The following is a 14,220-nucleotide window of genomic DNA, read 5'->3' as shown; positions in this document are numbered from 1 at the left end:
GCCACGCGCGCCACACACGCCACACAACTCACGCACGTCACGCCTCGAACCCACCCGCACCCAGAAGCTCATCCACCCGAGCCCGATGTGCCGCCTCCCAGTCGTCAAGACTCTCGGCAGCCTCCTGGGCCAGCCGTACCCGCGCCCCGGCAAGCACCTCAGCCCGCCGCCCACCCGGCACCACCACGACCCCGTCCTCGTCGGCCACCACGACATCCCCGGCGTCGACGGCCACGCCCCCGCACCGCACCCGCTCGTTCAACGGCAGTACGGCCTTCTTGACGCCCGGGATCGGCACGACGCCCCGCGCGAACACGGGGAACCCCGCCTCCCGCACCTCCCCCACGTCACGGATCACCCCGTCGAGCACGAACCCGGCGATGCCGCGCCGCTGCGCGACGGCGCAGACGTTCCCGCCGGCCAGCGCGTACTGCGCGTCCCCGGACTCCACGACGACGACCGAGCCGGGCTCGGCGCGGTAGATGGCGGCGTGCAGCATGAGGTTGTCGCCGGGCGGGCACCGCACGGTGAAGGCCGGCCCGGCGAGACGCGGCATCGGACCCCACAGCGCCCGGATGCCGAGGTCCATGACCTGCTCGTGGCCGAGCAGATCGGCCAGGGTGGTCGTGGGGATGTCCTGGAACTCGAACTCGGAGATGTCCTGGAACTCGGTGGCGTCAGTCATACGACGGACGCTACCGTCCCTCCCATGACTGCCGGGTCGGCCTTGTGCCGTGAGCGAGTCGGGTACCCGGCCTCTGAGTGAGGCCGTGGCGGGCCAGGGGCCCGCCGTCTGTCACTGCGTCCAAGCCAAGTCGCCACACCAGCGCGATCGTCAGCACGATCGCCGGCGCCATCCACGGACCAGCAGCGACAGAGAACAGGGAGCCACCACCACCCCATGCCCCATGACTTCAACCAGCAGATCATCGACGAGTTCCGCGCCAACAGGGGCCGCATGAGCGGCTACTTCGAGGGCGCCCGCCTACTCCTCCTCACCACCACCGGCGCCCGCACCGGCACCCCGCACACCACCCCCGTCGGCTACCTCCCCGACGGCGGCGACCGGGTCCTCGTCATCGCCTCGGCAGGCGGCTCGGACCGGCACCCGGACTGGTTCCGCAACCTCGTCGCCCACCCCCAAGTCACCGTCGAGAGCGGCGTGTTCACTTACGAGGCACGAGCCGTGGTCCTCACCGGCGAGGAACGCGACGAGGTCTTCGCCCGAGCCGTGGAGGCGGACGCCGGCTGGGCGGCGTACCAGGAGAAGACCACCCGTGTCCTCCCGGTCGTGGCCCTCCACAGCCTGGCGCAGGGCGGCCCGGGGAACATCAACGCGACCTCCTTCGGCGAGGTCATCAAGGTGGTGCACGACGCGTTCCGCCGCGAACTGACCCTGATCCGGGCGGAATTGCGCACCGGCACCACAACACTCGGCGCCCAACTCCGCGTCAACTGCCTGACGTTCTGCCAGGGCCTGCACAACCACCACACCGGCGAAGACACCGCGATGTTCCCGCTCATCGCCGAGCACCACCCCCACTCCGCCCCGGCCCTGGCCCGCCTGCACGAGGAACACGAGCAGATCGCGGCGCTGGTGGACGACCTGCGCAGGGCACTCACCACCAACGACACGAACCCGGTAGCCGTCCGCGCCGATGTGGACCGCCTGACGACAGCCCTGGAAGCCCATCTCACTTACGAGGAAGAGGAGTTGATCCCCCTCTTCGACACCGCCTCTTGACCTCAAGTCCGCTAGAGGTCGAAGACTGCACGCACATCCCGATGTTGTTGTCCCGATGCGGTGGAGGTCGGCCATGCGTGCAGCGCAGGTACAGAAGTTCGGCGGCCCGGAGGTCCTGGTCCCGGTGGTCCTACCGGACCCGGTCCCCGGCCCCGGCGAGGTACTGATCGACGTCGCCTACATCGACACGATCTTCGTAGAGACCCAGGTCCGGACGGGTTGGGGCCGAGAGTTCTTCCCGGAGACACCGCCGTACGTCCCGGGCGGCGGTGTCTCCGGCGTGGTCGCGGCACTCGGCCCGGGGGTCCCGGAGGAGTGGCTGGGTCGCCGGGTGACGTCATTCGTCCGGGGCGGCTACGCGTCGCGAGCGGTGGCGGCGGTGGCGGCCCTGACGGTCGTACCGGACGGCCTTGACCTGCTCCCAGCGGCGGCCCTGGTCCACGACGGCGTCACGGCGGCCGGCCTCATCGAGTTGACCGCCGTGTCTCCCGGCGACCGCGTCCTGATCCTGGGCGCGTCGGGCGGCATGGGCACGGTCCTGGTCCAACTGGCCCGGGCGCGGGGTGCGTTGGCCGTAGGGCTGGCTCGGGGCGCCGAAAAGCTGGCCCTGGTGAAGGAGTTGGGCGCCGACGCAGCGGTGGACGTGTCGGCGGCCGACTGGCCGGAGCGTGCGCGTACCGCCCTGGGCGGCGCGGCCGACGTGGTCTTGGACGGCGTGGGCGGGCAACTAGGCGCCGCCGCCCTCCCGTTGACTGCGGAAGGTGGGCGCTTCTCGGCGCACGGCGCCCCGTCGGGCGGCTTCGCCACCCTCGACACGGAGGAGGCCGCCCGGCGTGGCATCAAGCTGTTCGGGATCGCCGATGTGCAGTTTCCTGCGGCGGAGTTGCGGCGGTTGACGTCGTACGCCTTTGAGGAGGCGGTGGTGGGGCGGGTGCGGGTGGTGATCGGGGAGGTGTTCGGGTTGGAGCGGGCCGCCGACGCGCATGCGGCGATTGAGGGGCGCGGGGTACTGGGGAAGGTGGTGCTCAAGAGCTGAGCGCGTTCAGGTCAGCGGCGCGCCTCGGCGCCAGGGTGGCTTTGCCGCCAACTCCCACAGGCCGTCGAAGTGCTTGTTCCAGGTCGCGACAGCGGCCCTGACGTCGTCGGTGTCCTCCCGCGACCAGATGTTGAGGTCGGTGCGATATCCCTGGGGGTCGTAGTAGTCCGGTTCCGGGCTGAAGCCCATGGTGCGGGCGGACACGTCGTAGAGGCCGTGGAGGACCAGTTCCCGGTTGAAGATGCAGATCTTGTCGCGCGGTATGCCCGGGTAGAAGCGGTACTCGCACGCAGCTGTCACCCGACCTACCGATGTCAGCCGTTGCGCGATGGCCGACAGTCTCTGGTCGAACTCCTTGCACTTGAGCTCCAGCCGCTTGCGGAACTCCTCGTCATCGACCGGCGCGCCCTCTTCACCCACCCTGGAGGGCACGGTCATAGGAGCACGGAAATCCGGGACCAGGAATCTGACCACCACGTGCCGCGTCGGACCAGGATCGTCCTTCAAGCCCTCCAGACGGTGATAGAGCTCGTTGTAGAGCGTCTCGCCGGTGTAGCCGAGGAAGCTGATCTCCACCGTCCGGGCACGGAATGCCTCGGTCACGAAGGTGCCCAACTCCCGTGACTTCACCTGGGCGCGGGACGGCAGCCGAAGTGATGCGTCGAGGTCGTTGACCTTGTCGTACAGCAGATATGCCACCACGCTGAGGAAGGCACTGCCGAGGAACACCTTGCCCTGGAGGGCGTCGCCCACCGGCTTCACGAACTGCGCGATCAGCCCGATGACGAAGACGGAGAGGAGCAGAATCCGCGTGACCGTCGGCTGGTACCGGGTCTGGAGACGCTTTACCCGCTCGCCCAAGGTGTTTTCGGGTATAGCGCTTCGGCCGCCGGACATCCCAGTCCCCTCCCCCGTCGCGCGACGCACAGCTGCGTGTCACATTTCTGCGGGGTACTCGTCCATCCACGCCTGTCCATGGTCGGCCCGGGGCAGCGCCAAAGCAAGATAGGGGTTGGCCGTAGATCTGTCCTTGAGCCCGAGTGACGCGGTCGCAGTCTTCAGGGTCATGGCATATGTATCCACCGCCCGGCGGACGTTGGGAGCTTCGAGGCTGTCTCCGGTGACCAGGCGGTCGAGGTCCACGTAAGCGGAACGCACGGATTCGATCCAACGGTAGACACGCCAGTCCTCGCGCCAGCCCTTGGTGTACTCCTCGGGCATCTTCTTGCCCCATCGGGCGAACAGGCGCTCGCGAATGTCCGGGAGTGTCGGGGTCAGATGCATGTGGCGGATCAGGTCATAGAGGGGATCGCCCACCATCGCCATTTCCCAGTCGATGAGGGTCAGCCCTGTGCCGTCCTCGCGGCGCACCATGTTCCAGGGGTTGAGGTCACCGTGCAGAAGGACGGAACGGCGCGGGGTCAGCATGTACCGGTCCAGGATCTCTCCCAGCCGGACGATTCCGGGCAGGCCCAACTCCCTGGCCAGAGCGAGTGTCTCCGCGGGGAGCACGGACACCATGCGCAGCAGTTCGAAGCGCAGTCCCCGGTAGAAATCCTGGCCCAGGGTGTCCGAGCCCAACTCCTCGCAGTCGACTTTCGTCAACTCACAGAGCTGGTCGACGAGATCGTCCGCCTCGTGCGGCAGCAGCCCCTCAGCAGGATGGTCAGGATGCCGGATCTCGCCCTTCGGCCCCTCGTACGAGTGGATGGTGAACTGGTCCTTCAGATGGGGACCGCTGGTGCCCAGTGCCAGCACCCGCGGGGCGCGGACCCTCACGCCAGATGCCTCGATCACCCCCAGAACGGCATGCTCGTTCAGGAACCTCTTCTCCCGCGGGTTCGCCGATCCCACCTTCCGCCGCACCATGACCGGGAGGGGGATGCCCCGTACCCGAACCGCCGTGCTGAGATGGGCCGTTCCCTTGAACACGTGGTCCGCGGGAGCCGCGCCCTCCGCGAACAGAGCGTCCCGCACCGCCCACGCCGGAAACTCCCGGTGTTCGGGAACCCTGGGATCCCGCCGCCAAGGGATGTGCAGCTTGATCTGGTCCTTGCTGTGCTGCTTTCCGTTGGACACGTTCCAGCGGAAGAGAATCCCCTCGATGGACTTCTCGTCCGGCACACTCTTGAGCCGCAGGGGAGCCTCGGCCAACAACAGGGCCCGGCGCACGGCGTGCGTCGCGGCATCCAGTTCTCGTTGGTCGAACTTGTCGCCGAGCGAAGTCACCGCGCGCATCACATCCGGGTAGACCGACTGGGCGCGTTCGAAGTCGACGTAGTGCTTCAGATCCCGCTCGGCGCCCTTGACCGCCTCGCCGCACCGCAGCTCCATGGCCGCACGCCAGGCATCCATCACCTCGGCCCACTGCTCAGCGGGGTAGTCCATCCGCACGAGATGGGTGGCGAGGTCGTGCACCGGGTCACCGAAGGTCGCCAGCTCCCAGTCGACGCAGATCAGGGGTGGGTCGCCGTGGTACGAGACGATCACGTTGTCGCGGTGCAGATCGGTGTGGAGAAGGCTGAAAGGGCGGCTGATCATCGCGGGAACCCGCTCGGCGAATCGCACCATGGCGTCCCCGGGGATACCCAATGTGGCGAACAGTCCGCCGAACTTCGGCCAGTTGCGCTTCCTGATCTGTTCCTCCGTTGCCATGGCCAGAGCCCGGAGAAACGCGCGGCTGTCCCGGTTGTGCCGTGGCCAGGACGGCGGCAGCGGAGGCAGATCCTTTCTGCGTACCTGTGTCATGTCTGCGAGCAGGCCGGCGAGGGCGGAAATCAGATCGGACTCCACCCGCTTGCCATTGGGGCAGACGATCGACAGCGGAACGCCCTGCACATAACTCAGAACGGTCATGTCCTCGCGCCTGACCAGGCACTGCGGCACATGGGGCAGAACGCCACGGACAGCGTCGAGGATCTCCGCCTCGTCCTGCCACGTCCTGATGACGACGGGCAGCGCATCACGGATCCGCCGGCGGATGGTGACCCGCTCATGTCCCCTCAGCGCAGGCAGCCGGACACCGACGGACTCCGGTGGTCGCACGACATAGTTCAGGTTGTGGTGGCCACGGCTGAACTCCCCCTCGCCCATGGCCCACGCCACGAGTTCGTCGAAAGCGCCGCCCGCGTCCCTCGCCCTGGGGGGAGTTCCGGGCATTGGTGGACCACCCAAGGTCACTCCTGAATAGCTGTACGTCGCCACCGATGTTCATGCAGCGAGTGTTGAGTGGGCACACCCTAGTGCCAATTGCCCAAGCGTGTGGGGCAACATCGCCAATACGCAACACACTTGATGACATGGCACTTGCCACTGGCCTCAGAACGTCCCGGCGAGATGCTCCCAGCAGGAGTCGAACCAGGTCTGCATGCTCTCCATGAACACGGATCCGGTGGAGTTGGGATCACCGTCGTCGTTGACATGCCGGGTCAGGGTCGACCCGAAGCCCAGGACGTCCAGGGCCTCTGTCTCCGTTCCGTCATCGAGCAGGATCGAGCGCTCCACGACCTCGTAGGGGCCGAACAACGCCTCGGTGCCCCGGCGGAGGTACAGCTTGAAGGACGGGACCAGGGGGACACTCCTGACCTCCACGGCCACGGACGGCACCAAGCCCTCCGTCTCCAGGTCCCGCAGGGCCGAGCGCAACGAGGTTGTGTGCCGACGAGTGATGTCCCTGAGCCGTTCCGACATCCGTTCCTGCAACCGGTCCAATTGACCGGATTCAGCGAGCTCCCCGACCGGCGTCTTCGCCCGGGGATACGGCAGTTCGAGCGAGTCGGAGGGCAACAGCATCCTCAGTTCGATGCGTTGAGGAGCATCGATCTCTCCGGTGCGGATCTTCTCGGCCTGCAACCGGACATGCGCGTCCAGGCTCTCGGACGTCAGCGTGAAGACATCCAGCCGTACCGTCGGCTGGGCGAAGGCCCGGGCGATGAACGGGCCGAGCGCCGCCCGCAGCCGTGGTGTCTCCTGTGGCTCCTTGCCCAGGTGTATCGGGCTTCTCACGACCTTCGACCCGCTGCCTTGACGGGTTTCGATCCACCCCTCGCTCTTCAGCTCGTTCAGGACGCGCTGGACGGTGTCGCGGGAGAGGCCGGCCTCTTCGGCGAGCAAGCGCTGCGGAGGCAGCAACCCGCCCACTGGATATGTCCCGTTGGCGATGCGAGCGCGCAGTTCCTCCAGAAGGGAGTTGAACTCCTTGCCGCCGCCCTCGCCACGTTCTGCGCTCACATCGCGACCGTACCTCTTCGACCGGGCGAGCAAACCACTTCCAGTCATATTGGCGGCCAGATTTGATGGTTCCCGCCGACAAATCCGTTGGCGACGTTAACGGATCAACCAGCCAGGGCACATCCAATTCAAGGCAAGCAGTCCAATTGGGCGGATTGTTGATCAGTTGTCAGGCAAGAACGCTGTCCGAGAGAAACAGAGGGGGTGGGGTCCCGTGGTCGTCGCCGAGTTACTGCGAGATGTCATGGCACTCGAAATCAAACAGCTGATGCAGTCGCGGTACGGGGCCCCCGGCCTCCTCTGCTTCTTCTTGCTCGCCGTAGGCCTCAAGGCCCGCAACGCCACCTGCATGTCCGCCGGAGCCGTCATCTTCGTGCTCCTGATGACTCAGGCCTGATCCCGCAACACCTGCAACACCGTGTCCAGGGAGCCGACCACATGCTCGGCTCCCGCGTCCCGCAGCACCTTCTCCTTGCGGTCATTACGCGCGTAGCCGAGGAACGACACACCGGCTCCTTCCGCCGCTTCGAGGTCCGTAGGCGTGTCGCCGATCATCAAGGTGGCCGACGGTGCCGCGCCCAGCCCGTTCAACGCCCGGATGAGGCAGTGCGGGTCGGGCTTGAGGAGGTGGAGGTCCTGGGTGCGGCCGTAGATGTGCGGGGCGAAGCAGGGGACGAGTCCGCGGCCGGCCAGGTAAGTGCGCACCACCCGGGGGGAGTTGTTGGTGGCGATGGCCAGTCGTGAGCCCACTGCGGACCAGGTGCGGATCAACGGGTCGGCGTAGGCCGTGGGCATCGCCGAGGACGTGGCCCGGAGTTCCTCCTGGGTGAGACGTTCCTCCAACTCCGCGACCAGGTCGCTGCCGGGGTGCCGGCGGTCGACGGCACGCAGGACCATGTGCGGGTCCAGGGAATCCCGTTCGCTCTCCGTCAACAGCCCGTGCAGTCCCCGCCCTTCGAGCCACTCGACCAGTTCGCCCGCCACCCGCTCCGCCGTGTGCCCCGCGAACAGCCGACAGATCGGGCCGTCGAAGTCGAACAGGACATGGCGGGCCTTGGTGATCAGTTCTCGCAGGTTCTCTGTCTCTACTGTCACCTGTTCAGTCTGCGCTGTATCAGGAGTCACTAGGAGAGTGTCAGGTCCGTCGTGATGGTTTCCCAGAGGGCGTTGAACCACTTCTGGGATTCCTCCACAAACGCCGCGTCGCGCTGGCCCGCCTGCTTGAGGAAGGCGAAGAGGACGGACTGGGAGCCGAGGGCGTCGTACATCTCCAGTGTCTGGCTCTCGTACTCCTCCTCTCGCTCGTCGAGCACGTAGTACCCGAGCAGCGCTTCCTTCTCATTGAGCAGGTACAGCTTGATCGGCGGTGTGAAGGGCAGCGCACGGAAGCTGATCTGGACGTCTATGCCGTGCGTGGACCGCAGGGACCCCAGGTTGTACTCGAGTACCTGCGCCTGGGCGTTGCGCATCTTCAGCCAGCGCTGGTGGACCGGGTCGTCGTCGCCTCGACCCTCAACCGAGACCGGGAAGGCGAGGGTGATCTTCCGAGAGGGAAGCAGCACACGGACGTTGATCGACTCGGGGCGGGCCCGCCCCTCGTGGATCAGCCGAACCGACTCTCCCATCGCCAGCATGAGGCTCTGAGCCGTCAGACAGGCCGCGTCGATCCGTACGTTCTGCTCCGCGAACGCCTCGGCCAGCCGCGGTGCCAACCCCACCATCGTCCGCTGAGGCTCATCCCGCCCAGGCCCCACCGGCTCCGCGATCCGCGGCGGACTCCCCTTGCTCACATTCGTCAGCAGTCCCGCCTCCTGAAGAACCCGCAGAGCCTGCCGCACCGCCCCCCGCTCCACCCCGAACTCCTCCGCCAGGTCGGCCTGGGTGGGCAGGCGGTCTCCTGCCCTGAGTTCGCCGGTGCGGATGCGGTCGCGCAGGGCGTCGGCGATCTCCTGGGGCGAGAAGCTTCTGCTGCCGTTCACTGCCACGTTCTCCTGGGTCACGACCAAACGGTATAACTCTGCCCCATCTTAGGGGAGTTGTTTGGAACTTGATTGTGAGTAGGTGTGAGTAGGTGCCAAGAGGGAACAACTTAAGCAGAGTTGGCAACCAACTTAGCTAAGTTGGCGGAAGGTTTGCTTCCTCACCCCCACGCCCGTCCGCCCGGAAGCCCGAAGGGGGAACCACCGTGCCTGCCATCGCCCTCCTCTCCGCCGTCTTCGTCGTCGGCTTCGAGCAGATCGTCCAGGTGAAGTACGGCGCCACCGGCATCGTCGGCCTGCTCCTGCTCAGCATCGGCATCAAGGCCAAGAGCCCGGCCATCAGCTCCATCGGGGCCGTGGTGCTGGCCCTCCTGGTCACCGGACCGGCTCTATGACCCGAAGGACTCCCTCCGGGTCGGCCACTGCGGGAGGCGATCAGCTCGTCAGCGTCAGCTCCGAACTGATCGTCTCCCACAGTGCGTTGAACCACAGTTGTGACTGCTCCACGAACGTCGTGTCCCGTAGCCCCGCCCCCTGCTCGAAGGCGAACAGCATCGACTGGGTGCCCTCCGCGTCGTACATCTCCACCTGCTCGTGGCCGATCTCCGCCTCGCGCTGGGTCAGCGTGTAGTAGGCGAAGAGCGCCTCCGAGCCGTTGAGCAGGTACAGCTTCACGGGTGGGGTGAAGGGGAGCGCGCGGAACGTGATGTGCACGTCGATGCCGTGCGTCGCGCGTAAAGCGAGCAGGTTGTGCTTCAGGACCTGGCCCTGGGCGTTGCGCTGGGCCAGCCAGCGGCGTTGCAGCAGGCCGTCGGCCGGGGCGTCCACGCGGGAGGGGAAGGCGAGTTCGATGTCGCTGCTCGGCAGCAGCACCCGGACGTCGACCTTGGCCGGTTTCAGACGTCCGGCGTGGATCTGGCGCAGCGGTTCGCCCATGGCCAGCGTGAGCGAGACGGCCGTCAGGCACAGGGCCTCGATCTCCACGTGCGGCTGTGCGAAGGCCTCCGCTATGCGCGGCGCGAGGCCCACCATCGTGGGCTGCGGCGGGGCTCCGGGGCCGGTCAGGGCCAGGGTGAGGTCGGGGGCCACGGTCGCCGGGCTGCCCTTGGTCACATTGGTGAGCAGACGCTCGGACTGCAGGATGCGCAGTGCCTGTCGTACGGCCCCGCGCTCGACGCCGAACTCGTCCGCCAGCTTGGCCTGGGTGGGCATGCGCTGGCCGGGCCGCAGCACACCGGACCTGATCCGGGTGCGCAACTCGTCGGCCAGCTCGTGGTGTGACCACTGTGGCCGTGGTGACCTCGTCCGCCCATTGACGGTGGCGTGTTCCTGGTCCACGACCAAACCCTACAACTTCCCGCCATCTTTGGGCACTTCAAGGAAAGGTGGTTATGAGACGTATCCAAGTGGAGATAAGTAGAGAAGAGTTGGTAACCAACTTGAGCAACATGGCCGACCTTTCCCAGGGTTGGCCCTACCGCTCGCACAGTCCGGCTGGCCGGGTCTCTCTCCTGGAGGGGAGCCGAGAGCCCGGTCAGTCAGCACCACCGGTTCAACAACCACAACTGAACAGCTACGGATGAGTCCATCAACAGGCACCAGCGGAAGGGTCGTTCAGAAGATGTCCGGGCACCAAGGCCGCCTGGACGTACGCAGCAGGGCGTCGGCCACTCGGGCGGCGCCCGCTCGTTCTTCCCGCACCCGGCCCAGCGCCGCGAGCCGCTCGGCCGACTCGTCGCCCAGCCACAGCGTCCCCAACTCCCGCACATCCAGCGTGAGTTCCGCGCTCTCCGTGGTCGGCACGCACGACGCCCCCTGCGCCGAAGCCGCCAACCGATAGCGCCCGCCCGCCAGTCCGGCCGCGTCGGCCACCTCGAACACCAACGTGCCCTCCCCCTCGTACGACCGCGCCTCCATGGCCCGTACGACATCCAGGACCCGCACCCACAACCAGTCCGCCTGTGTCGTGATCGTGGCCGCCCTCGGGTCCGGCAGGAGGAGCGGCAGCAGGTCGTCGGGGGCACGCCCGCCCGACTTCACCTTCGCCACCCAGTCGATCGAGCAGAGGTGGTACCACAGGGCGCGTTCGGCGGCCGGGGTGGTCGCGATCAGCCCCTTCACCGTGGCCGTGTCCTGCGGCTGCTTGGCGTCGGTCCACGTGTCGTCGCAGGTGTACGCGGCCAGGCCCTCGACCTCGCCGCCGGGCGCGCGGTAGACGGCGTAGAAGGGCTCGGTCCATGACGCGCGCGACAAGCTGATGGCACCCGTGTTGACCTGCCACCAGCGGTCGTCGCGGGTGATCGCGCCGGGCCGGGTGCGGCGGAGCCGCTCGTGCAGTTCGGGGCCGAGCTTGCGTACGTCCTCGCCGTCCACCAGGTCGATACGGCCGCCGTCCTCCGGGGCCGACCAGCGGGGGTCCAGGCCGGCCCGCGTGACGTCGATCTCCCACTCGGTGATCGAGGTGGCGGGGCCGAAGCCGTAGCGGCCGTAGATCCGGTACTCGGCGGCGATGAGGGTGGCTACGACGTCGCCCCGTTCCTTCGCCGCGGCCAGATCCTGGGCCATCATGCGGGTCAGGAGGCCTCGGCGGCGGTGGGTGGCCGTGACCGTGACGTTCGAGATGGCGTCTGCGGGGACGGGGGTGCCGCCCACCGCCGTGAGTTCCTGCGGGAAGGATCTGAAGGTTGCCACGCAGCGGCCCGCGTCGAAGGCGCCGAGGGTTCTGGACGGGTCGATGTAGGTGCTGCGGTCTGCGAGTTCCGCGTCGGAGACGGTCGGGGTGCGGAGGAAGCCCGTGTTCAGGGCGCGGATCCAGTCGGGGATCTCGGGGGTGGTGATGGGGCGGACGGGGAGGTCGGGTTCGCGGCGGGTCATGGGGTCACGGTAGGGCGGTGGGGGTGGGTGTCACCGGGATTTTTTTCGCCCCCGCCGCCCCTACCCGTCCCATCCCTGGGGGCTGCGCCCCCAGACCCCCCTTCGGCCTGGACGGCCTCGTCCTCAAACGCCGGACGGGCTGATTGTTGCCCCCCCTCGAACAGTCACCCTCAAAACACCGCCCGGATCTCCCCCACCTCGCGTCCCCCACCCAGGACCGCGACCCGCCCGATGCCCTCCGGCGTGTCCACGCCCATCAAATCCAGCGCCCGCCCCAGCACAGGCTTCAACGCCCGCCCCGCCCCGTCCTCCACCTTGAACGCCAGCGCCCGCCCGTCCGGCAGGGCCACCGCCTGTACCGCCTCCGCGCCCATCTTCGACAACAGACCCGGCACCGCCCGCATCAGCCACGTATCCGGGCGGCGCGTGCCGGCGACGTACTCGGGGTGGGTGCGCATGGCGTCGGCCACTCGGCGTTCCGGGGAACCCGGGGTGGCCAGGACGAAGGAGCGGAAGGCTCGGGCGAGGCCCGTCAGGCTGATCGCCAGGAGAGGGGCGCCGCAGCCGTCCGTGCCGACGGCGGTGACCGGCTCGCCCGCCGCTTCCTCCACAACCCTGTGGATGAGTTGGTGGAGTTCGTTTGCCGGGTCGAGGTAGGAATCCAGCGGCCAGCCTCGGCTCGCGCATGCCGCCAGCATTGCCGTGTGCTTGCCGGAGCAGTTCATGGCGACGCGGTCGCGTACGGCGCCCGACGCCAGGTACGTCTCCTGCTCGACCGGGTCCAGTGGGAGGTCCGGCGGGCACTGCAACTGGCCCGCGTCCAGGCCGTGTTCGGCGAGGAGGCGGCGTACGAGATCGCGGTGGAAGAGTTCGCCGGAGTGGCTCGCGGCGGCGATCGCGAGGCGTTCGCCGGTGAGGTCCAGGCCTGCGTGGAGGACTCCCGCCGCCTGCATCGGCTTGTTGGAGGAGCGGGGGAAGACGGGGGTCGTCGCGTCGCCCAGGGACAGTTCCACCGAACCGTCCGTCGCCAGTATCACCAGGCTTCCCCGATGTCGGCTCTCGACGAAGCCGGAGCGGACGACCTCCGCGAGCACCGGAGGGGACATATCGGCAATCCCCGCACCCTCAGCCGTCATGTCGGGCCCCTCACGTCAGCAGGTCGTCCACCTGTGCCTCTCCCTCACGGTACCTGCGGGCGATCTCCGCGCTGCAGCCGTCGGCCGTGTGTTGGAGGACCTGACGGCGCCGGGACACCTGTTGTTCGTAGCGCACCAGGCGGCCCATCGCGGTGGTCAGCTCCAGGTCGGTGCGTGCCTCCAGGTCCGAGAGTTCGACCTCGGCGAGCATCTCGGCGGCCAGCAGCCGGTACTCCTCGCTGTGCGGGGTGCCCAGCGTGACGTGCCGGGCCGACGAGCGGTGCCGGGCGGGTGCGTCGGTGAGGATCTCCGAGAGACGGTCCACCACCGAGGCCGCGCCCGCCGGGGAGCGGCGGGCCAGTTCCGCGCGCAGGATGTCGATCCGGCCCTGGAGCAGCCGTCGTACGTAACTCAGGTCGGCCTCGTCGCGCTGCGCGTCGCGGCGCAGCGCCCGCAGCTCCGGGAGCCGTAGCGCGGTCAGGTCGGGTGCGGTCGGTTCGGCGGGCAGCAGCGGGCTGTCGACGCGCTGCACGGGCGGGCGGCGGGTGGCCGGTCCTCCCGCGCGGATCAGCGAGACAGGCCCGGGGGACTGCCCGGTACTCGGTGTGCTCATGTGCCTCTACCCGTCCCCTCGACCGGCGTGTGGACAGCATCGTGCCACCCCAAGTGGCCGCTATGTGACCGAGTGCCCCCGAACGGCCCCAGATGGGGGGTTAAGGAGCAAAAATAGGCCCGCCGTCAGTCGTTCTCGCCCGCACGGCATCATGGAGCCCATGCGAGCAGTGGTGCAGCGGGTGGACGGCGCGAGCGTCGTCGTGGGCGGCGAGACGGTCGGGGCGATCGAGGGCGAGGGTCTGTGCGTCCTCGTCGGCGTCACGCACGAGGACACGAAGGAGAAAGCGGCCCAACTGGCCCGCAAACTCTGGTCGATCCGCATGCTGCACGACGAGAAGTCGTGCAGCGACATCGACGCCCCGCTCCTCGTCATCAGCCAGTTCACGCTCTACGGCGACGCCCGCAAGGGCCGCCGCCCCACCTGGAACGCGGCCGCCCCCGGCGATGTCGCGGAGCCGTTGGTCGACGAGGTGGTGGCCCAACTCCGCTCGCTGGGCGCGACGGTGGCGACGGGCCGCTTCGGCGCGCAGATGCGCGTCTCCCTGACGAACGACGGCCCGTTCACCGTGGTGATCGACCTCTAAAGGCTCCTGGGGGCCCAGGGGC

General features: G+C 68.1%; 15 protein-coding genes. 5 read left to right on the top strand and 10 right to left on the bottom strand.

Annotation, left to right across the window (positions count from 1 at the left end):
* Positions 1–37: 37 nt before the first annotated feature.
* Positions 38–685, bottom strand: a complete 648-nt coding sequence (locus OO70_RS20400) for an RraA family protein (RefSeq protein WP_051741439.1) — start codon at positions 683–685, stop codon at positions 38–40.
* A 216-nt stretch (positions 686–901) separates the two neighbouring features.
* Between OO70_RS20400 and OO70_RS20395 the strand changes: the two genes are divergently transcribed.
* On the top strand, positions 902–1,744 hold the full coding sequence (locus OO70_RS20395) for a nitroreductase/quinone reductase family protein (RefSeq protein ID WP_043673154.1): 843 nt from the start codon (positions 902–904) through the stop codon (positions 1,742–1,744).
* A gap of 73 nt (positions 1,745–1,817) precedes the next feature.
* Positions 1,818–2,780: a zinc-binding dehydrogenase gene (locus tag OO70_RS20390; RefSeq protein ID WP_043673152.1), complete on the top strand. Its 963-nt coding sequence runs from the start codon at positions 1,818–1,820 to the stop codon at positions 2,778–2,780.
* 6 nt (positions 2,781–2,786) lie between these two features.
* Here the strand turns inward: OO70_RS20390 and OO70_RS20385 are convergent, their stop codons facing one another.
* The 3 genes from OO70_RS20385 to OO70_RS20375 all read right to left on the bottom strand — a co-directional run bounded on the left by OO70_RS20385 (position 2,787) and on the right by OO70_RS20375 (position 7,010).
* Complete coding sequence (locus OO70_RS20385) at positions 2,787–3,641, bottom strand: hypothetical protein (RefSeq protein WP_234336890.1); 855 nt, start codon at positions 3,639–3,641, stop codon at positions 2,787–2,789.
* A 75-nt stretch (positions 3,642–3,716) separates the two neighbouring features.
* The gene (locus OO70_RS20380; protein WP_043673146.1) at positions 3,717–5,939 is read right to left on the bottom strand and encodes a phosphotransferase family protein; all 2,223 of its coding nucleotides are present in this window, start codon (positions 5,937–5,939) and stop codon (positions 3,717–3,719) included.
* Between the two features lie 159 nt (positions 5,940–6,098).
* Positions 6,099–7,010: a GntR family transcriptional regulator gene (locus OO70_RS20375; RefSeq protein WP_043673143.1), complete on the bottom strand. Its 912-nt coding sequence runs from the start codon at positions 7,008–7,010 to the stop codon at positions 6,099–6,101.
* Positions 7,011–7,254: 244 nt separating this feature from the next.
* Between OO70_RS20375 and OO70_RS20370 the strand changes: the two genes are divergently transcribed.
* Positions 7,255–7,407, top strand: a complete 153-nt coding sequence (locus OO70_RS20370; RefSeq protein WP_234336889.1) for a hypothetical protein — start codon at positions 7,255–7,257, stop codon at positions 7,405–7,407.
* On the opposite strand, the gene OO70_RS20365 is transcribed toward OO70_RS20370, so the two are convergent.
* Together OO70_RS20365 and OO70_RS20360 are read right to left on the bottom strand one after the other, a co-directional pair.
* Positions 7,398–8,135, bottom strand: a complete 738-nt coding sequence (locus tag OO70_RS20365; RefSeq protein ID WP_106971716.1) for an HAD family hydrolase — start codon at positions 8,133–8,135, stop codon at positions 7,398–7,400. The genes OO70_RS20370 and OO70_RS20365 overlap by 10 nt on opposite strands.
* Positions 8,135–9,016, bottom strand: a complete 882-nt coding sequence (locus OO70_RS20360; RefSeq protein WP_078651472.1) for a GntR family transcriptional regulator — start codon at positions 9,014–9,016, stop codon at positions 8,135–8,137. The genes OO70_RS20365 and OO70_RS20360 overlap by 1 nt, the downstream gene beginning before the upstream one ends.
* A gap of 179 nt (positions 9,017–9,195) precedes the next feature.
* Here OO70_RS20360 and OO70_RS20355 point away from each other — a divergent pair, with 179 nt between their 5' ends.
* The gene (locus tag OO70_RS20355; protein WP_043673132.1) at positions 9,196–9,384 is read left to right on the top strand and encodes a hypothetical protein; all 189 of its coding nucleotides are present in this window, start codon (positions 9,196–9,198) and stop codon (positions 9,382–9,384) included.
* Between the two features lie 40 nt (positions 9,385–9,424).
* On the opposite strand, the gene OO70_RS20350 is transcribed toward OO70_RS20355, so the two are convergent.
* The 4 genes from OO70_RS20350 to OO70_RS20335 all read right to left on the bottom strand — a co-directional run bounded on the left by OO70_RS20350 (position 9,425) and on the right by OO70_RS20335 (position 13,612).
* The gene (locus tag OO70_RS20350) at positions 9,425–10,333 is read right to left on the bottom strand and encodes a winged helix-turn-helix domain-containing protein (protein WP_043673130.1); all 909 of its coding nucleotides are present in this window, start codon (positions 10,331–10,333) and stop codon (positions 9,425–9,427) included.
* A gap of 270 nt (positions 10,334–10,603) precedes the next feature.
* Positions 10,604–11,863 carry a GNAT family N-acetyltransferase gene (locus OO70_RS20345; protein ID WP_043673127.1) on the bottom strand — a complete coding sequence of 420 codons (1,260 nt, stop codon included), beginning with the start codon at positions 11,861–11,863 and terminating at the stop codon, positions 10,604–10,606.
* A gap of 170 nt (positions 11,864–12,033) precedes the next feature.
* Positions 12,034–12,969, bottom strand: coding sequence for an asparaginase (locus OO70_RS20340; protein ID WP_407702815.1), 936 nt, complete (start codon positions 12,967–12,969; stop codon positions 12,034–12,036).
* A 40-nt stretch (positions 12,970–13,009) separates the two neighbouring features.
* Positions 13,010–13,612, bottom strand: coding sequence for an RsiG family protein (locus OO70_RS20335; protein WP_043673117.1), 603 nt, complete (start codon positions 13,610–13,612; stop codon positions 13,010–13,012).
* Between the two features lie 160 nt (positions 13,613–13,772).
* Here OO70_RS20335 and dtd point away from each other — a divergent pair, with 160 nt between their 5' ends.
* A complete protein-coding gene (dtd, locus tag OO70_RS20330; RefSeq protein WP_043673114.1) occupies positions 13,773–14,198 on the top strand; it encodes a D-aminoacyl-tRNA deacylase in 426 nt (141 codons plus the stop codon).
* The last annotated feature ends 22 nt before the right edge of the window (positions 14,199–14,220 follow it).

This window comes from Streptomyces xylophagus, assembly GCF_000716435.1.
Lineage (GTDB): Bacteria > Actinomycetota > Actinomycetes > Streptomycetales > Streptomycetaceae > Streptomyces > Streptomyces xylophagus.
Note: the sequence above shows the minus strand (reverse complement) of the source record. Positions and strands in the feature narration are given on the sequence as shown.